Genomic DNA, 19,099 nt, shown 5'->3' with positions numbered 1-19,099 from the left:
ATCATATTTGAGGAGCGGTGAGTGTGTATTGATAGCTGAAAACATTTGGGTGCCCGATATTGTACACGCTGGTTGGGAGATGCAGGACTGGCCCTGGACTTTTCCGACCGTTAAGCATCTGCGTACAGTTCCAGCCGTTACGTTTGATCCGGGTGAGAACAAATATATGCGATCCCTGCCTTTTCATTGGATGATCCTTGTTGTGAAAGGAGCCGTTGATATTTCGGCATTCGGAAAGCAAATAAAAGCGGAACAAGGGGCATGTGCATACATCGGTCCCCATGTGCCGCATCATCTTAGCATATCCCGGTCAGCCCAATATCTTTGGGTTCACTTTCACCTCTACGGTATAGACCCGGCCCGGCAGGAGGCGCATCCGGTAAATCCGGGTATCCCCAATTTGTGGGTCCCATCGGATGTACTTTCCGTACGTAAGCATCTGCTTGCTATATTGGAAGAGCTTTCGCTTCAGCAGGCCGGTTATCAGATGTCGGCAAGAGCGCGGTTCATGATGGTGTTGACCGGACTGCTCAGAGATATTCATGACAAAGATAATGTGCACCATTCCTGGCAGGTAACAGATGAGCTGATCGCCGGCGCGATTGAATATATCCACAAGAATTACCTGAAGAAATTGTCCGTTGAGCAGGTGGCGCAGTTTGCGAGTTTAAGCCCAAACCATTTTATTACCCGGTTCGGACAAGTTACGGGGCTTTCTCCCGGAAAGTATATTGTGCTGGTACGGATTGGGCATGCGAGACATTTGCTTCGTTCAACGGACAAATCACTTACAGAGGTGGCGGAACAAAGCGGGTTTGAGAGTCTGCCTCATTTCAGCCGTACGTTCAAACAATATGAAGGGGTTACGCCCAGCCAGTTCCGTCTTCAGTCGTAGATGTCAACAAACACCGATCCGCCCGGAGCCGGCGACGGGTCATCCACTGCAGTCGGCTATGGACGGGTGAATCATAGGATTGTGCAAAAAAACCGGAGAAAATCCGGTTTTTTTCATGGTTTTGTACTTTTATACTGAGGGTACAATCCGCAAAGGGGGATGAGCATGAGAACAATCAGCTATGAAATGTACTTGAACAAAGTTTACGGGGCCTGGATCGGTAAAAGCATTGCCGGGACGATCGGGGCTCCCTATGAGGGACGTAAGGAATTATTTGAATACGAATATGACCCAAAGGCGATTCAGGAAATGTTCCCGAATGATGATTTGGATCTTCAAGTATTATGGCTTGACGTGATGGAGAGAAAGGGGATCTATATCGATTCGGAAGATTTGGCTGAGGCATTTTACGAAAAGGTACCGTATGCGCCGGGCGAGTATGCAGTTTTTAAGAAAAATTATGCCAGGGGCATTCATCCCCCGTTGTCTGGGGCGTTTAACAATCGCTATTACGTCAACGGTATGGGATGTCCGATTCGCTCGGAGTTTTGGGCCTGCGTCTCCCCGGGAAATCCGGCACTTGCCGCCGAGTATGCTGCAAAAGACGGCATTCTCGATCATGAAGGCGATTCGGTATATATGGAGCAATTCTGGTCGGCAGTCGAGGCCGAAGCGTTTTTTGAAACCGATCTGAATCGGCTCTTTGGATTGGGGCTTAAGTGGCTGCCGGAAGGTACAAAGATCCGCCGACTTGTGGAAGATACAATCCGTTGGTCGAAAGGCGAATCGGACTGGATACGCGTGCGGGAGTGGATTATCCGTGATTATGGGCATCCGGACTGTACAAATTTGTATCAAAACACCGGATTCACACTGCTTTCCCTCATTCATGGCGAGAAAGAATTCATTCGCTCCACGATGATTGCCCTCAATTGCGGCTACGATACCGATTGCACTTGCGCAACAGCCGGAGCCCTGCTGGGCATTATTCATGGGGCGGAATATCTTATTGAGACGTACCAATTTTGCGACACCAGTTACAAATTAAGCATTGATCTGACCCGGCCTTCTCTCGACCTGTACAGCCTTGCTGTGGACACGTGCAGGGCAGGTTTAACCGTCGCTGCGGAGTTAAACAAAGAAGTCATCATTACAGCCGCTCCTGAATGGGAGCCGCTTCCTACCAATCTGCCCCGGATGCTTCATGTTGACGTGGATTACGGCGGAGTGCCGGCTATTGGGCTTGGCGAGAAGCGCCGGCTGACGCTCCGGGTAAGCAAATATGCACCGCAAGTACCAGATATGGAATGGCAATTGACGCTGAAAGGACCGAAAGGCTGGATAATCGCTTTAGATGCGAGAAGGATCGAGCTGGGAGCGGGTTCGGCTGAACTGGAAATATCCGTCGAGGTGCCGCCATCCCTTCCGATTTTAATGGAACAGAATTTATTTGAGTTGACGTTATCCAGCGGGAGAAAGTCTCAAGTCTATACATTTGGATTGGCAGGAGCCGCGATTTGGAGTGTGCATGGCCCGTTCTGGGAAAATGTCCGGACGCCGATCCCGACTGAGCTGGGGGAATGGTACTTTAAAGAACTGGAGGAAGCCATTCCGGATCCGGATGAGCGAACGGACATTACCCGGCAATTTCACCTGAATGCCGTAGTAGACATGGAGAAAGCGTATCTGGTAGGAGCCGCGGATGAACCGGTCATCCGGCAAACGTATGAGGATCTGATCTCGGTGTCCGATTTCGTCGGCTATCAAGGCCCATGTGTGGTTTATGCCGAGAGACAGCTCTATTGCCCGGAAGAGCGTGTCCTTCATGTCATGATCGGGCATACAGATGCTTATGAGTTATGGTTAAACGGGACTTGCATCAGCAAATCTGAACAAATGGACTGGTGGACAGCCGAAAATAAGCACTGCTCAAACATAAAGTTAAATGCGGGCCGCAATGTGCTTCTTTTAAAATGCATTCGTCGCGGGGCACACGCCGAGTACAGCCTCAACTTCTCGGAAAAAGGCTCATGCCAGCCTTTGACGTTCGATCTTGGCTCGTACAATGTTCAATAATACAGCCAGTTAACGCTGCGGCATGCTTGGCTCAAAGGGCAGGCGTATTTGAAAAGGAGATGGAGGGGACTGCGGTCTCCTCCTTTTTTGATTTTATAGAATTTATAAGTTTCACTCGGCAAATTCTATAAAATTTCAGGGGAAGAAACTTGCCTCGCGCCAAGGACGGCGTCAGCCGTTTCTTCTTATGACATAGAGCTCGGCCTTAAAAAGCTGCGCTTGACTTCCATTACCCCAAAACTAACTGGATTTTATGTAGGTATATACGCCAAAAACAGACGATTTTGCAGTCTAACTGGAAATCATCCAGCTAGTTTGGGCCAAATCGAGTCTATCCATCGCTAACTCCCATTCTAACTGTAGGTTTTCCATCTAGTCCGGCTATCGAACGAACAAAACAAAAAACGAACTGTAGAAAATCCATTTAGTCGGCCAATAGAAATAAATTCCCAGTAAAATAGAGCTACAAAGCACAACCCATATTGTGGTAAATCGACAGCCTTGCAAAAACTGCAACATCTGGGCGTTTTTCGCTCGCCGGGCGTGGCACACGACATTTACGTGTAGCGCACCAAATCTGCTTTTGGTATAATAAATTTACAAACATACGTTCCTGTGATCGCTGTTTTGCAGCAAAGGGAGATGATTGCAATGCGGCAATCCGCTATACTATAGGAAGATCTCCAGCCTTAGGGCATAGCATTCCCCGGGAAATTAAGCGGATCTGAGAGCAATTTTTGCTTTCAGGCAACAACCCGAATAATTTCTTCTTGACGCCCTGTTGCAAATCTGCCATGGCGGCCCTGGACAAGGCAGGGAAAATGGCGCTTTATAGCGAATATTTGGGAGACAAAGATAAATTTTTTGGATGAAGGGAAGCCGGTTCATGAGTAACGTATCGCTGAAGGAGCTGCAGCTGGCGATTGCATCGGAGCAAAGCTTTGTAGACATTGTCAAGCAATCTCCGCCTGAGAAGACTTGGGAGATGGCGCTCTTGCTGCTCAGCGGCTATCAATGGCGGATTTTGACTGAAGGCGGGGAGGCGGCTTACGGCGACACGGCATTGTTTCATTACTTGAAGCAGGAAACAAAGCTGAAGAATGAAATCAGGATCGAGCAGGAAAAGCCTGCTCCTATGCAGCGCCTGCAGTATCTGTCTGGCTTGAATCGTTTTTTGGGCGAAGTGCGGTTTTATTTGGGCGAAATCTATTTGCGGAATGGCAAGCTGACTGAGTGCGAGATGTATTGGCGTGTTGTACCGCCCAAGTATGCAGGCTGGAAAGCACTTCATCTTAGCGATGCTGCGCTGCGCGAAGGAGATCGCAATGAAGCCCGGACTAGATGCTTAAGCATTCAATGCGCGGAAGATTCGCTGCTCTTTTTGGAGAAGCACTGGCAGCTGTACCAAATTTACCGCGCTATGCACTGGAGCAGAGATGCGGCAGCAGCGCTTCAAGTTATTTTGAATAAAGAGCCTGAGTACCGGATGGTGCAGGAGGAAGCATATAAATATTTTAAGGAGCATCACAAGCAGGCTGCGTATGAGCTATGCTGCAGCCGCTATGCGGAAACCGGGGAGGAAGTATGGGCTGCGCGGGCAGTCGAGATGATCGGCGAGCAGAAGGCGGACTCCCCGCTGCTGGAACCCAGCCGGCTGCTGTTTGAAATGCTGGCAAGCAAACAAGAGTGGGAGCAGTGGGACCGGTTAGCGGACATATTGTATGAACGTGAGGAGCATCGGGATGATGGCGCGTTTATAACATTCTGGCTTGAATCATTGCTGGACATTATCCCCAATCGGCAAATTATCGAACAGCTCCGAAGCACCGGCTCGCTGCTTGTTCATTTTGCACAGCGGTGTGATGCCGATCCTTCGCTAAGAGAAAGGCACGGACAAGTCGGGGCTTGGGTATTAATGCACTTTGGTGTATATGGCGACAATGTCAGATATATTTACGAAGGGGCCGTGCGCCTGCTTGCGATGGGGAGGCTGAATGGAGAGGAGCGGCAGGCAGTTATAGACGTGCTGCAGCAGACCGCTTACCACAAGCTCGAGCAGCGTCCGGAGAAGCCTTATCCATGGCTTACCTTGGCAGAAGCAGTTGTCAGGCAGATTGAGTCCGCCGGTTTTGCGGCAGATGAGTTTCATGCGGCACTGGCGGGAGCAGCCGGTTTTGAGCGCAGATTGCTGATCGCAGGCAGCGACAGCAGCGGCCGGACTGCAGTCGTATCGGCCTTGCTTGGAGAGCCGGCCGGCCTGGAGCGAAGCGGACAGAACGTTGCTGCAGCCCGTATATTTGTACATACAGCCGAAGACAGAGCGAATGACCCCTGCCCATGCATCCAAGTGGATAGCGTCTGGCTGTCCGACAATCATCTGGCGCTGCTCGAACTCCCTGTGTTGGAAGAATGGGCGCAGCTGAAAGCTGCAGCGGAACAATTAGTGCGCTTTGCAGATTCGATTGTGCTGGTGCTTGATGCGACCCGCCCGCTGACACGGCTCGACAGAGAGTTTGTGAAAGGCGTTCTGGCAATGGGGGGCACAGCGAGGCAGCTCGCTTTTGTATTCAATCGTACGGAATTGCTTGGCAAGAAGCAGCTCGAGAAGGCTGAAAGACAAGTAGCTGCCTGGCTTACCGAGATGTTGGGTTTGGCGCCGCGGCTGTTTATTCCTGCTAACAAACGCCAGGCGGAGGCGGCCGGGCTGCAATCGTTTTTACTGACAGTAACTCCTCGCAGCGCGATGGCATCTCGTTTCGAGAGCTTTGATCGCAAGTATGAGCTGGCATTCATCCTCTATGATCGGCGGTTAACTGAGCAGGCTGTGCGCGAGACGCAGGCTGGAGAGCGTTATGAGCAGCTGCAAGCCCAATTGAAGCCGCTGGCCGAGCTGCTAAATCGCGAAATTGCCCTTCATACTGAAAAGATCAGCATAGCCTTCGATGAACTGAAGGAAGCGGCGAAGACCTTTCTTCTTGCACATGTGCCGGGTTTGTTGCGAAAAGAAACAAGCCAGGTTTATATGGGCTTTGATTATAAGACGCTTCCTGCCCAAGTTGAGGAAAAGCTGCAGCTCGTGCTGGAGCAGTGGGCCCGCCAGCAGCTGCCCGATTTCTTCACAAAGGAGTTGGATGGATTAAGCTGGCAAATGGAAGTATCGTTCGAGGCGGTGTCGAAGCTGCTCGCCAGAGTGCGGCACGAGCGCGAGCAATTGCTCGCCTGCGATGAAGCCCTGACGAAGCGGCTGGAGCCTTATGAGGAAGAGCGGTGGGACGAGCTTGAGACGCGTCTTGCGGCAGCGATCAAACGATTTGTCCAAGGCCAGACCTACCGGACGGCCATCTTAGTGGATAACGGGGCGCTAACCGGGATGCTTCGCGGCTTGAGCTCATTTTTTAGCGGCGCGGATAAAGTGCTGGAGACGGTGCGGCAGGATTTGATTCATCAGCTGGAGATGAATGGCCCGCTCGTAGTGGAACGTTATCACGAGTCTATATTTGCTGCATTCGAAGAGACTGTTGTGCAGGTCTGTCATACGATGCTTGATACAAGTCGCAGCTTGCTGGAGAGCTTGCAGGCCGACATTGCGCTGGCGGCGGAGCGGCAAGCAGAGTGCGGTACAATGAAGCAGCGCAGCGAACAGCTGCAGCAGCAGCTGCGCCTGAGGCAGCAGCAGCAGCGCTATGCATTATCCTTGTGGAGGATACAGGTTCAGCAGGGCGTGTTGCTGGAGAACGGCAAGCTATTTCGGCTGACCTAGCTGATGCATGCGCAAGTAAAGTATGAAGGGGTGGAAGTATGAAGCTGGTCGTAGAGCCGGAAGCGGCAAGCTGGTATAAGCGGGCAATGGATCTCGCAGACGGTGCCTGCCTGCGCATCTATGTTCGTCTTGGCGGATGCGGGAGCGTACATCCGGGGCTTTCGCTCGGCATTATGGAAGATGTGCCGAGAAGCCCGGGACTGCGTACGAATGTTGAAGGCATTGAATTTTATATAGAAGAAGAGAATTTGTGGTATCTGGAGCAAAAGGATCTGCGCATTGCCTTTGATGCTCAAGATGAAGAAATCCGAATGACGGTTGATGAGCCGTCATGACGATCGATGGAACCGGCATAGCTGCCAGCTGAGAAGCGCTTGCGAAACTCACTGGGGGTCGTGCCGGTTTTTCGTTTAAAGATATTCTGAAAGAAACGGAGATCCTGATAACCCACCATTTCGGCGATTTGGGCAATTTTCATGGTCGTCGTGCATAGCAGGCTGCAGCTTTTGTCGATGCGCATATTTTGGATGTATTCGACAAGGGTGCGCCCAGTTGCCGCCCGGAAAATCTGGGAGAAATGCCCCGGGCTGAGGCAGGCGAGGTCCGCGGCTTTTTTTAACGGGATCGTCTCGCAATAGTGGCGCTGAATATATTGAAATACATCGTCGAGCTTGGAGGCTGTCCGCAGCTGCTCGAGCTCGATCTTCATCTCTAACCGCAGCAGCCGGATGAGAATGGCAATGGCGCTGGACATTAACAATGAGGTGTAGCCAAGCGGTTTTTGCACAAACTCCTGATACATTTGGTCAAAGAGCTGGCCAATGCTGCCATCGGGGTCCGCGTATTGGCGGTAATGCTGCTTCCCGCTCATCAGGAAAGCTTCCAGCTGCGGCGGAACCGGCATGGAACGGCTCCACATGGGAACAAGCTCAAACGGGAAAACTGCATTATATACGATAAGCGGCTCTTGATGATTCGCCGAGTAGGGACGGTACATATGGGAGGTGCCTACAGGCAAAATAAAGATATCGCCGCGTCTGACCGCAAGCGGATCGCTGCCGTTAATATAATGATAGCCGCGGCCCTCCGCGACATAATTAATTTCAATAAAGTCATGGGTGTGCGGCGGGGTGAGAAAGCTTTCATGAACCCGGTTAATAAAAACTTCGTAACGGGTCTCAATATCGCCCCGGTGAATGTAGCTGTCAAAATATTTTTGCTCCATCGCTGTGCTTCACCTCGGTTTCAAACAAAGTTATCTTTATTTTACCCCCTAATAATCAATAGATCACCCCCTTAATTATGCCATACGATCAGCTACACTGGTCACAAACAGGCATGATGACAGGAGTGTAATGCAAATGGATGATAGACAGTTTGCCAACCCGCCGGCCAGCTGCCGGCTGCTGCCGTTCTGGTTCTGGAATGGAGATATGCAGGAGGAGGAAATTTGCTCGCAAATTGCCGAGATGGCGGCGCAAGGTCTGGGAGGATTTTTTCTCTGTGCGCGGCAAGGACTGACCGTACCGTATTTGTCCGGCAGGTGGTTCAGGCTGGTCAAGCTGGCCGTTGCCGAGGCGAAGAAGCATGGCATGAAGGCTTGGCTGTATGACGAGTATCCGTATCCGAGCGGCATCGCGGGCGGGGAGGTGACACTGCTGCATCCTGACGCGAAGCAGCGCATATGGAGGAAGTACCAGCAAACCTGTGAAGGCGGTCAGGAGGCCAGAATTGAATTGCCGCTAGGATTTGTACAGCTTGCTTGCGCCGTACCATATAAAGCTGGCGGCGATGGAGGGGAGCAGCTTGATTGGTCGCGGAGGATCGACCTTGCTTCCGAGATCGGCATCGTGCAGCCGGAAGAGCTGTTTCAGCAAGGCGGACTGACGCCATATAACAAAAAGCGATATTTTAGTGCCAATCCAGGCAAGCGGTTATGCTGGACTGCGCCGCAGGGCAAATGGGAAGTGATCGTCATTGCCGATGAGGAGCTTTGCAGTTTCAAATATTACGGCACCTATGTCGATCCCTGCCACCCGGAGGCAATGTCTTCTTTTATAGCGTTGACGCATGAGCGGTATGCGCAGCATTTGGGAGACGAGCTCGGGCAGACCGTGCCGGGCATTTTCACGGATGAAGTGGGGCTGGAAGGTCTATTCCCATGGACGCCGCAGCTTCCGGAAGCTTTTTTTAAGGCCAAAGGCTATCGGTTGCTGGAAGCGGAAACGCTGCTTGATTTATGGTTTGAGCGCGGGGAGCGTACGGCGGTCGTCCGCTACGACTATATGGACTGCATGGAGAAGCAGCTGCGGGAAAATTATCATCGGCGCATGCACGACTGGTGCGAGCAGCATGGCATTGCTTATGTTACGGAAGTAAACAGCATGCGCGGCGCGACGCAACTATACAGCCATATTCCAAGTGCGGATAGCGGGCACGAAAAGCTTGGCATCCCGCTCGCCCAATTGCTGCGAAAAAATGCTTTTCATATTCGCTACAATCCCAAAATGGCCTCCTCGATCGCGCGGCAGGCCGGCAGAGAGCAGGCGCTAGTGGAATGCTTTCATAGTATAGGCTGGTCGATGACGCTGCTTGACGCCAAGTGGATGATCGACCGCTTCGCCGCACTTGGCATTAACACGTTTACACCGCATGCCTATTTCTACTCGACGAATGGCATCCGCAAGCATGATGCACCGCCTTCCCAATTCGTGCAAAATCCTTACTGGAAGTGGATGCATCAATTAACTGACTATGCCGGCAGAATGAGCTATTTGCTGCGGCAGGGAACAGCGGATATTCGCATAGCTGTCCTTGATCCGATGGCTTCGCTCTGGTCGCTTGGCGGCAATTCGATCCATGGCTTTCATCCCGTAACGGGGGAAGACCATGGCGGTAAACTTGAACGGTTAAAAACGGATTGGGCCGCTATTTGCGAGCAGTTGCTAATGCATCAAATTGATTTTGATCATTTGGATGCAGAACTGCTCGACACTCGCGCCATAATAGCGAACGGCAAGCTGCAAATCGGGGATGCCGGCTATGAAATGGTTATTTTGCCGCCGCTGCGCTGTCTGGAGCCGGCAGCCTGGCATAAGCTGGAGCAGTTTTTGCAGCAGGGAGGGACAGTGCTGTCTCTCGGATCCCTGCCGGAGTTGGAGCTGACAGCTGACGGCAATGTGTGTGCCGGCATGCGAGCGGCATTCGGCTGTAAAGGCGGTCAGCAGCAAGCTAATGAGCAAGGCCGGTGGTATAAGGGTGAGCATCGCGCTTATTTTTACAATGTCCCGGGAATGCTGACTGACAACGAGACGGTGCAGCAGTATTTGACAATGATCCGAACGCAGATCGCGCCTGCGGCATGGCTTACGGTTGACCAAGGGGATAGCGGCGCTGCGCTTATGCAGGTGCGCCAGCTGGCATCAGGGGAGCGTCTTGTATTTGTCACGAATCAGGAGAAGCATCCGATCAAGGGGCAATTGTGGGTTAGACATGAGCCGGGTGGGGCGCCCAATATTCATGTCGGCAAGCTCAATTTGTTCACAGGCACGCATGAGGCGGCAGCGTATGTACAGACCGATGAAGGCATTCGCATTCCATTGCAGCTGGGCGGCTATGAGTCATGCTGGATGCAGGTCAAAAGGACGGCACAGCCGCAGCGGCTGGAGCCTGCTGCACCGGCACAGCAAGATGCTGTATTCAAGTTTGAGCACAATACAGGCGAGCTGTGGAAGGTGCGGCCGGAAGCGGCGAATCTGCTTCGCCTGTCTCGATTCCGCTGCAGACTTGATGAACAGGATGAGGGGCGGCGCGAACGGTGGCATTTGGCGAAGCTGCCGGGCGCCTCGGACCCATTTGAACCGCAAAGCTATGTCGAGCTGCTCGCTGGCGGCGGAAAACAGCTGCAGCCGGCGAGCGATTGGACAACGGGCTTCGGCGTTGCCCGCAGGATGGAGCTGCATTATCCTGTTATTATGTGGTATGAAACGGAATTTAATGCTGCTTATGTACCGGCAGAGGCTTGGTTTGCGATGGAGTCGGCAGCGATAAGCGGACGGTATGAAATCTATGTTAACGGCCAGTTGCTGCCGCCGGCAGCTTTTGGGCCCATGCCGGAGCTGGGCGCGCACCGGATCGGCTGCCCTGCTGCCGCTCATCTGCGAACAGGCGGCAACAGAATAACGATTCGGGCAGAGCTGGAGCGCGACTGGCATGGCGTCGTTGAGCCGATTTTTCTGGCCGGCGCCTTTGGGGTTCATTTCGATCAGGAGGGCGCGGCTTGTATCGTCCAGCCGGCGGAGGAGCTTCCGCTGCGGCGCGGGCCATGGAGCAGCTACCCGTTCTACTGCGGGACGATGGTATTCAGCCAAACATACTGGCTGGAGGAACGGCCGCAGCAGTCCTATTTCGAATGGTCGATGGCGGATTGGGATGATTACTTTGATGAAGCGGCGGAAGTAGCCGTTAACGGGCAGTCTTTAGGTGTACACTGCCTGGGCGATTATCGCTGGACAGGTTCATGCGAATGGCTGCGGCAAGGAGCGAACAGCATAGAAGTAAAAGTAACGAATACGCTGATCGGCAGCCTGGATGGCATGTACTTTGATCCGGTGCAGCACAAGCTGCGCGATGTGCGCGAAATCGTATAAGAAATGAGAGAAGAACCACCGCAGGAGGAAAAATCCAGCGCGGTGGTTCTTTTTTTATGCGGCATAGTATGCCATCATAATGATGGGGGCGATGAATAATGTTCCACGATTTCAAGCTCATCGACGACCGTCCGGTCGCGATACAAGTGAAAGAATACGTCAAACGTTTAATTATAAAAGGGGCGCTGCAGCCTGGCCAGAAGCTGCCCTCGACGCGCGAAATGAGCAGTTTGCTGCATGTAAGCCGCAATACAGTGATCGCTGCCTACGAAGGGCTAGAGGATGACGGTTTTACTTATGCGGTAAGGGGCAAAGGCAGCTATGTTGCGGCAATGGTGGGCCATGCCGGATCAGGGGAAAGCACGTTCGGAACAGCTGAGCTATGGCGGGTCGACTGGAAAGCCAAAATGAACGCATATGCCCAGGAGGCGGCCCGGCTCGATATTATGAAGCATGGCATACAGGCAAGGAAAGGAACGATTTCCTTTACGAGCATTGCTCCGGATGAACAGCTCTTCGATTTGGGCAATGTGAAGCGGGCCTTCATGGACCGGATGTCGATCGAGGGCCAGGTGCTGCTTAACTATGGCTACGCCAAGGGCTATAAGCCGTTAATCGACTATTTGCTGCGTTACATGGAGCATAAAGGAGTAGATATTCGCGGCAAAGATATGCTGATTACGAACGGCTTCACGGAAGGGTTCGATATCGTCCTGTCGGCGCTGCGCGATCCGGCCCGCCGCGGCGCCGCCCTTTGCGAAAATCCGACGCACAATACGGCAATTAAAAACTTGAAGCTGCACGGCTATGACATTACAGGCATTCCGATGGAGCGCGACGGCATTCATCTCGGGCAGCTGGAGCAGGCACTGGAAGCGGGCTCCTTCGATGTCGCCTACTTTGTGCCGTCCTACCACAATCCGACAGGGATCGTGATGTCCCCGGCGAAGCGGAATGCGGTGATGAAATTGATGATGCGTTATCAGATTCCGGTCATCGAGGACGGCTTTAATGAAGAGCTGCGCTATTCCGGCGCTCATGTTGCGCCGCTGATTGCGACTGCCGGACAAAGCAATGGCGTTATCTATCTCGGCAGCTTTTCCAAGGTGCTGTTTCCAGGCTTGCGCGTCGGCTGGGTGCTGGGCGACCGGGAGCTGATTGATAGTCTGGAGAGCATCAAGCGCGCGCGCACGATTCATACGTCGACGATGGATCAGTCGATCTTGTATCAATATTTGCTAAACGGCAATTTCGATAAATATTTGAAAAAAGCGCGCACGGAATATAAACGCAAATATGAATGGACGAAGGCCTGCTGTGAAGCGCATATTCCTTGGGCGCAGCTGTCCGGGGACGGCGGACTGCATCTGTTTTTGACATTTGCAGAGGGCTTCAATACGCGGGAACTGCTCACGGCATGCGCCGGGCAAGGCGTCATTTTTACACCGGGGGATATGTTTTTTACAGGGGCCGGCGAAGGCGGGAATACGATGCGTATCGGCTTTTCGCGGGTAGCGGATGACGATATTGAACGAGGGATTCGCTTGATCGGCCAGACGGCCGGACAACTAATGGGATGAAAGAGGTGCCGCAAGTGAAGGTTGGCGTCATAATGGGTGGGGTGTCGGCAGAACGTGAAGTGTCCTTGTTGACAGGACAGGAGATGATGGCTCATTTGGATCGGAGCCGGTACGAAGTGATTCCCATCGTCATTGAGCAACGGGCGGATTTAATCCGGAAAGTGCAAGCGGCAGGCATAGACATTGCCCTGCTTGCGCTGCATGGCCAGTACGGCGAGGACGGGACTGTCCAGGGGGCGCTGGAAACATTAGGGGTGCCGTATACGGGAAGCGGCGTCTTGGCCAGCAGTTTATGCATGAATAAGGAATTGGCCAAAATGCTGCTGCAGGCGGCGGGAATCCGCACACCGTCAGGACTGTGCTGGCAAGGTATGGGGGACTATGATCCGCAGGCTGTGCAGCGTCTCGGTTATCCGGTTATTGTGAAGCCGAATACCGGCGGCTCAAGCATCGGGACACAGCTCGTTATGAATGAAGCGGAACTTTTGGATGCCGTGCAGGAGGCATGCAAATGGGATCAATCGATCTTGGTCGAGCCGTATATCCAGGGCGACGAGCTGACCTGTTCGATTCTCGATGGAGAAGCGCTGCCGATTATCGGCATTCGCTCCGCTCATTCGGAATGGTTTGATTATAAAGCGAAATATGAGGACGGCGGCGCGGAAGAGAAGGTGATCAAGTTGCCGCCGGTCGTTGAGGAACGCGTGCTGGCGGCCGCGCTGGCGAGCTACCGGCTGCTGCAATGCAGCGTTTATGCTCGCGTCGATATGATCCTGCAGGGTGATGTGCCTTATGTGCTGGAAGTGAACACATTGCCGGGGATGACAGCGAACAGCTTGCTGCCGAAGAGCGCGGCTGCGGCCGGCATGTCGTTTAGCGATTTACTGGATCGGATTATTGCTTGCTCATTACGTGAGCGCAAGCGGGAATGGGAGATGAGTGGTTATGTCAATGGAAGGATCGGGTAATTTTTTGTCAGCATGTGTACGCAATATACGGCCGTCAGGCATTCGCGCTTTTTTTGACCTGAACGATGCAGGCGGCGATACGATCGCGCTTGGGGTTGGCGAGCCGGATTTTGTAACGCCGGAGCCGGTGCGGGAAGCTTGCGTTCGCGCCCTGCGCGAGGGAAGGACGAAGTATACGTCCAATGCCGGGCTGATCGAATTGCGGGAGCAAATTGCCGCATACTTTGCGGGCACCTTCGCTCTCTCATACGAACCGGAGAGTGAAATTATGGTCACTGTAGGGAGCAGCGAGGCCGTCGATCTGGCGCTCCGGGCAGTGATTGATCCGGGAGATGAAGTGCTTGTTCCGGCGCCAAGCTACATTGCTTATGAACCGATCACTCATCTGCACGGCGGCAAGGTGGTGGAGATTGCCACCAGTGCGCAGGAGCAGTTCAAGCTGACCCCACAAGCGCTACAAGCTGTCATAACGCCAAAATCAAAAGTGCTGATGATCAATTATCCGAGTAATCCTACCGGATCAGTGATGACTGAGCAGGACTGGCTGCCGATTGTGGAGCTGATTCAGAAACATAATTTAATGGTCATCTCGGATGAAGTGTACGCCGAGCTGACCTACGGCCGCCGGCATGTCAGCATTGCCTCCTTGCCGGGAATGAAGGAGAGGACCATCGTTGTCAGCGGCTTTTCCAAAGCTTTTGCGATGACCGGCTGGAGGGTGGGCTACGCTTGCGGCAATCGCGAGCTGATCGCCGGCATGCTTAAGATTCACCAGTATACCGCGATGTGCGCGCCGACAATCGCCCAAATCGCCGCCGTCGAATCGCTGCGCCACGGCATGGACGCCAAGGATGAGATGAAGGCCGTCTACAATAACCGCCGCAAAATGTTCGTAGCCGGGCTGAGAGCGATCGGCTTATCATGCCATGAGCCGGAGGGAGCGTTTTATACCTTTCCGTCGATCGCCTCCACCGGGATGACATCGGAAGTGTTCGCCCGCCGCTTGCTGGAGGAAGCGAAGGTGGCCGTCGTGCCTGGGCATGTTTTTGGCACAGGAGGGGAAGGGTTTATCCGCTGCTCCTATGCGGCTTCAAGCAGCGAGCTGGAGGAAGCGCTGGAGCGGATGGCGCGGTTCATGCAGGTGCTGCAGCCGGTATAATATGTATTAGCATGCTAAAAAAGAAACCGCCTCTTTTTGCTGGACGGGTGAACCTTCCATTAAATTGCGCTGCGGTTTCTTTTTGAGTTTATGAAATTTCGGCTGGTGTGGTCTAAACTGGAGCGTAGAAGGACGAGAAGTGTTTTTTTAAGCCAAGTGGACAGCCGATCAGCTATTTTCGCTAATTCCCTCTAACGAACCTGAGACACGCTATTGGCCAAAAAATCGGCTTGCTCAGCGTGTAACGAACCAGACACACGTTATTGGAGGAAAAAAGGCGGGAAAGCGGCCGATTTTCGGTAAATAACGATCTGTAGATTCGTTACACCGCAGAAGGCCCCATTTTGAGCCGAATAAGGTTTGTCAGGTTCGTTAGCGGGAGCTATAAGGGAAGAAAAACTTGCCTCGTGCTAAGGATGCCGTCAGTCGTTTCTTCTCACTGGTCGTCGGATATCCTGCTTAGTCTTCAAATTGCAGCTGGAAGCTTTCCGGCACGAATGCTGGCTGCTTGCGATTCAGCAGGTGCAGTACAAGCTGCGAAACGAGCACGCCCGGCCCGAGTGCTTGTCCAACGCTAATCGTAGGAATCGTCTGTGAAGCGATCCAGCCTTTAATTCGTTCTGGCGTAGCATAGGCCGGCAGCTTCTGGCTGTAGGAGGCGGCAGGGAACACCATCGATTCGGCCTCTTCGATCGTAGTTGTCTCCGGAATGCCGATGTACCGTTCAAGGTTCATACCATCAGGCGCAAAGGTCAGGACAGAGGTGCCGAAGCCTAGAGCGACAGCTGTCGTCACATATTGGCCCTGTGCGCGCGCGGCGCGATGAAGAGCGAGTGAAGCCGGAAAAGCAAAATAGTCGATCGCATCAATGACGTAATCGGCTCCTTCGACAAAGGCGGCGGCATTGTGCTCATTAATTTCTTCGGCAAGCGTCACTGTGCTTAATTCGGGATTAATATCGAGCAGATGCGCCCGCAATGCTTCGACCTTCAATTGTCCGACAGTCGAATGCGTAGCCGCGCATTGCCGGTTGATATTGCTTATATCGAAAGTATCGGGATCGGCGAGCAGCAATTTACCCACTCCCATCCGCGCCAGCAGTTCGGCGGCAAATCCGCCGATGCATCCGCATCCGGCAATCGCAATCGTAGCCTGCTGCAATTTGTCGACCTCATCTTCAGTCATAACGCCTAAATTTCGCACAAATTGTTCTTTTACCACAGTGACACCTGCTTTCTGTCGCTGTCGCGACGTGTTAAAAAGTCGTATAAAGAATGGCGGTACTTTTTCAAATTTTCCAGGCATTCGGATAACTGCAGCGCACAAGGTACGGTGAGCGAGCCCAGATAGACTTGCTTTTCTCCGATGACCTTGAACGGAAATTTAAACATGCGGTGCATATATTTATACACCCGTTCGTCAATACAGCATACCCAATGGGTAATGCCCTTGTCCAGCGAGTGCTGCAGCGCCGTACGAATGAGCCCCATTCCTACATCATGCGCCGGCATTTTAGTAAAAGCACTAATTTCTGCACAACGACTGCGGTCGTAAGCCGTTAATTTGACCCGTTCAATGTCATAAATTTGAAAATGCTTCATTGTCGGCAGGTCATCCAGTCTGGAATTAATAAGCCGCGTTACTCCGACAACGGTCTGATCCTGACTTTGTACGGCAAAATAAATCGAAAATGGCTCATACGGATCGACCTCATCTTTTTTGAAAAAACCTATTTCCTCATATCTGTGATGATGAAGCTGAATCGCTTTTTCTCTGAGCTGTCCCTGTGCAATACTGAAAACATAGTGGCCGTGATCACTCATCCAGCAGCCCACTCCTTTCAAAAATGGAATACTTACCCTTTTAATCATAGCAGCAGCTAGGTAAAAAGACAGAGAAATTGTCGGACAAAAGTAGTTTTATCGCTTTGAAGTGCATGATCATATAGTTGGAATTAGAAAATAGTGTTACAATGATTGGTATATCGGTGATCAGAATTTGTCGAAAAGGCTGGATGAGAAAACGCATGTTAATGACGGATAAATCCAAATTGCTGGTAAGCTACTACCAAAAGCATCGCGAGCAGGTCAATAACTCTTTATTAAAGCTAGCTGCCGTCTACTTGCTGCTAAGCATTTGCTGGAATGCATTTTTCTCGCTGTTCCAACTTCCGTATTCGCGGGCCAATCTACCCCTTTTAATTATTTGCATTGTCATATGGGGGGGGCTGGAGTGGGGCAGACGACAATTTAAACTATCGGCAACTGTTGTTGAACATCTTGTTATTCTGTTTATCTGTTTTGTCGTTTGTTGTCTCTATTTCGGATCGGGATATCGTGAAGCTTGGGGATATTTACTGCTTATACCGATCGCGGCGGCGTTTTACGGTGATCGTCCTGTACTGATCACTTATTCCACACTGGGACTGCTCTTAATGATTATACTAGGAACGAGCTTTCCGCTGGTGCCTGGCTATGATCAGATTGATCTTTCCAATCGCCTTCTCCTTTATGCCATTATTGCTACATTCAGTTATTTGGTGCTGCAACAATTAAACAAGCTTTATGAGTCGCAAGTCAATACGATCCTGGATTCTGCCAATGCTTCGATAGAACAAGTAGTAAAAACCTTTATTGTCGCCGTAGAGGCCAAAGATTTTTACACATTCGGACATAGTGAGCGGGTGAGCAAGTATGCGGTCGAGCTGGCCAGGCTGCTGCCGGAATACAATGACCAAAAACGATTGAAGCAGCTTCGCTTAACAGGCCTGCTGCATGATATCGGGAAAATTAATATTCCTGAGCAGGTGCTGGGCAAGGAAGGGGCATTAACGCCGCAAGAATATGCGCTTGTCAAAACACATCCCGTCGTTGGCAGCCGCATGGTTGAAAAAATAGAGATGCTTGAATCGCTCAAGCCCGGGGTTCTCTATCATCACGAAAAATGGGATGGAAGCGGTTACCCCGCGGGATTAAAAGGGGAAAATATTCCGCTGGAAGCGCGTATTTTGGCGATTGCCGATGTATTTGATGCCTTGACTTCCAATCGTGCCTATCGCGATGCAATCCCGCTTGATGAAGCCTTTGCGATCTTGGAAGCGGGGGACGGCACACATTTTGACCCCAACCTGATGAAGCTGCTGCCGGCGATTAAGGGAAAGTGGATTGAAATTTATATTGCAACGAATGATGATGTGGAAGAGTTAGAGATTATTACAGATTTTTTGTAAGCATTTGACTGCTATGAATAAGGCTTCCGCCGCCGCGGAAGCCTTATTTGGATTTTTATGAAGTTCTCAGCAGCTTATTGGGCATAATCGCCAGTGTAATTAATTAATGCAACATCGACTACGCCATTGATCGAAGACAGTTCGTTGACAAAGGCGGTATTATCGTCCCGCAAACGGATTTCAAGCGTCATCTCAATAAAGTCTTTCCGCACTGTTTTGGACTTCAAATGATAGGAAAGCTTAGTCAGGTACGACCGCAGCTCATCCGTTGCAGTATCGGCATGGCGGATGACGAGCAAGTAAGGCTGTTCGCGAATTTTGCGGCGAGACATCCAGATGATTGCCAATCCTACCCCGAGGGAGCCGATGATCGCGACAGGATAGAGCTTGGCTCCTACCGCAATACCGGCAGCTACTGCCCAGAACATATAAATCGTATCCAGCGGATCCTTAACTGCTGTACGGAAGCGGACAATACTAAGCGCGCCCACCATACCAAGTGACAATACAATATTGGTGCTGATTGTCATAATAACGATCGTTGTAATCATCGTCATGAGTACGAAGGTGAGGTTATAGTTGTAGCTGTATACGACACCCCGAAACGTTTTGCGATAGATATAGTAGATAAACAATCCGATTAAAAAAGATGAAATAAGTCCAATAATGACGTCAATATAGGATACGTTGCGAAAAGCATCCAGATGCAGCACGCTTTTTTTAATGATATCCTGAAAGCTAAAGCCGTTTGAATCCCCCATTGCACTCTTCTCCTCGCTTTAT

At 51.7% G+C, this 19,099-nt stretch carries 13 protein-coding genes; 9 read left to right on the top strand and 4 right to left on the bottom strand.

Annotated features, from left to right (window positions below; genetic code table 11):
- The first annotated feature begins 28 nt into the window (after positions 1–28).
- The 4 genes from ACFQ0N_RS26425 to ACFQ0N_RS26410 all read left to right on the top strand — a co-directional run bounded on the left by ACFQ0N_RS26425 (position 29) and on the right by ACFQ0N_RS26410 (position 7,066).
- Positions 29–895, top strand: coding sequence for an AraC family transcriptional regulator (locus ACFQ0N_RS26425; protein ID WP_379331997.1), 867 nt, complete (start codon positions 29–31; stop codon positions 893–895).
- A 165-nt stretch (positions 896–1,060) separates the two neighbouring features.
- Complete coding sequence (locus tag ACFQ0N_RS26420) at positions 1,061–2,971, top strand: ADP-ribosylglycohydrolase family protein (protein ID WP_379331995.1); 1,911 nt, start codon at positions 1,061–1,063, stop codon at positions 2,969–2,971.
- An 886-nt stretch (positions 2,972–3,857) separates the two neighbouring features.
- On the top strand, positions 3,858–6,731 hold the full coding sequence (locus tag ACFQ0N_RS26415) for a hypothetical protein (RefSeq protein WP_379331993.1): 2,874 nt from the start codon (positions 3,858–3,860) through the stop codon (positions 6,729–6,731).
- A gap of 38 nt (positions 6,732–6,769) precedes the next feature.
- Positions 6,770–7,066, top strand: a complete 297-nt coding sequence (locus tag ACFQ0N_RS26410; protein WP_379331991.1) for a HesB/YadR/YfhF family protein — start codon at positions 6,770–6,772, stop codon at positions 7,064–7,066.
- Here the strand turns inward: ACFQ0N_RS26410 and ACFQ0N_RS26405 are convergent.
- Positions 7,024–7,956 carry an AraC family transcriptional regulator gene (locus ACFQ0N_RS26405; RefSeq protein ID WP_379331989.1) on the bottom strand — a complete coding sequence of 311 codons (933 nt, stop codon included), beginning with the start codon at positions 7,954–7,956 and terminating at the stop codon, positions 7,024–7,026. The two genes, ACFQ0N_RS26410 and ACFQ0N_RS26405, sit on opposite strands and share 43 nt — an antisense overlap.
- A 136-nt stretch (positions 7,957–8,092) precedes the next feature.
- Between ACFQ0N_RS26405 and ACFQ0N_RS26400 the strand changes: the two genes are divergently transcribed.
- From ACFQ0N_RS26400 to ACFQ0N_RS26385, 4 genes are all read left to right on the top strand, one after another.
- Complete coding sequence (locus tag ACFQ0N_RS26400) at positions 8,093–11,380, top strand: glycosyl hydrolase (protein WP_379331987.1); 3,288 nt, start codon at positions 8,093–8,095, stop codon at positions 11,378–11,380.
- A 98-nt stretch (positions 11,381–11,478) separates the two neighbouring features.
- Positions 11,479–12,960 carry an aminotransferase-like domain-containing protein gene (locus ACFQ0N_RS26395; protein ID WP_379331984.1) on the top strand — a complete coding sequence of 494 codons (1,482 nt, stop codon included), beginning with the start codon at positions 11,479–11,481 and terminating at the stop codon, positions 12,958–12,960.
- Between the two features lie 14 nt (positions 12,961–12,974).
- Entirely contained in the window at positions 12,975–13,928 is a 954-nt protein-coding gene (locus tag ACFQ0N_RS26390) for a D-alanine--D-alanine ligase (protein WP_379332080.1), read from the top strand.
- Entirely contained in the window at positions 13,912–15,087 is a 1,176-nt protein-coding gene (locus ACFQ0N_RS26385) for an aminotransferase class I/II-fold pyridoxal phosphate-dependent enzyme (RefSeq protein WP_379332078.1), read from the top strand. The genes ACFQ0N_RS26390 and ACFQ0N_RS26385 overlap by 17 nt, the downstream gene beginning before the upstream one ends.
- A 459-nt stretch (positions 15,088–15,546) precedes the next feature.
- Here ACFQ0N_RS26385 and ACFQ0N_RS26380 read toward each other — a convergent pair whose 3' ends face one another.
- Positions 15,547–16,308: a ThiF family adenylyltransferase gene (locus ACFQ0N_RS26380; protein ID WP_379331982.1), complete on the bottom strand. Its 762-nt coding sequence runs from the start codon at positions 16,306–16,308 to the stop codon at positions 15,547–15,549.
- Positions 16,302–16,910 carry an N-acyl amino acid synthase FeeM domain-containing protein gene (locus ACFQ0N_RS26375; protein WP_379331980.1) on the bottom strand — a complete coding sequence of 203 codons (609 nt, stop codon included), beginning with the start codon at positions 16,908–16,910 and terminating at the stop codon, positions 16,302–16,304. The genes ACFQ0N_RS26380 and ACFQ0N_RS26375 overlap by 7 nt, the downstream gene beginning before the upstream one ends.
- 203 nt (positions 16,911–17,113) lie before the next feature.
- Between ACFQ0N_RS26375 and ACFQ0N_RS26370 the strand changes: the two genes are divergently transcribed.
- Positions 17,114–18,316 carry an HD-GYP domain-containing protein gene (locus ACFQ0N_RS26370; RefSeq protein ID WP_379331978.1) on the top strand — a complete coding sequence of 401 codons (1,203 nt, stop codon included), beginning with the start codon at positions 17,114–17,116 and terminating at the stop codon, positions 18,314–18,316.
- 74 nt (positions 18,317–18,390) lie between these two features.
- On the opposite strand, the gene ACFQ0N_RS26365 is transcribed toward ACFQ0N_RS26370, so the two are convergent.
- Positions 18,391–19,077, bottom strand: a complete 687-nt coding sequence (locus tag ACFQ0N_RS26365; RefSeq protein ID WP_379331976.1) for a DUF4956 domain-containing protein — start codon at positions 19,075–19,077, stop codon at positions 18,391–18,393.
- Positions 19,078–19,099 lie beyond the last annotated feature (22 nt).

The organism is Paenibacillus sp. GCM10027626, assembly GCF_042676285.1.
In the GTDB taxonomy this organism is placed as follows: domain Bacteria; phylum Bacillota; class Bacilli; order Paenibacillales; family Paenibacillaceae; genus Paenibacillus_Z.
The sequence above is the reverse complement of the archived record's forward strand: the minus strand, read 5'-3'. Positions and strand labels throughout refer to the sequence as shown.

Coding starts and splice junctions, on each gene's coding strand:
- ACFQ0N_RS26420 (WP_379331995.1), top strand. CDS start 1,061: ATGAGAACAATCAGCTATGAAATGTACTTGAACAAAGTTTACGGGGCC.
- ACFQ0N_RS26415 (WP_379331993.1), top strand. CDS start 3,858: ATGAGTAACGTATCGCTGAAGGAGCTGCAGCTGGCGATTGCATCGGAG.
- ACFQ0N_RS26410 (WP_379331991.1), top strand. CDS start 6,770: ATGAAGCTGGTCGTAGAGCCGGAAGCGGCAAGCTGGTATAAGCGGGCA.
- ACFQ0N_RS26405 (WP_379331989.1), bottom strand. CDS start 7,956: ATGGAGCAAAAATATTTTGACAGCTACATTCACCGGGGCGATATTGAG.
- ACFQ0N_RS26400 (WP_379331987.1), top strand. CDS start 8,093: ATGGATGATAGACAGTTTGCCAACCCGCCGGCCAGCTGCCGGCTGCTG.
- ACFQ0N_RS26395 (WP_379331984.1), top strand. CDS start 11,479: ATGTTCCACGATTTCAAGCTCATCGACGACCGTCCGGTCGCGATACAA.
- ACFQ0N_RS26385 (WP_379332078.1), top strand. CDS start 13,912: ATGGAAGGATCGGGTAATTTTTTGTCAGCATGTGTACGCAATATACGG.
- ACFQ0N_RS26375 (WP_379331980.1), bottom strand. CDS start 16,910: ATGAGTGATCACGGCCACTATGTTTTCAGTATTGCACAGGGACAGCTC.
- ACFQ0N_RS26370 (WP_379331978.1), top strand. CDS start 17,114: ATGTTAATGACGGATAAATCCAAATTGCTGGTAAGCTACTACCAAAAG.
- ACFQ0N_RS26365 (WP_379331976.1), bottom strand. CDS start 19,077: ATGGGGGATTCAAACGGCTTTAGCTTTCAGGATATCATTAAAAAAAGC.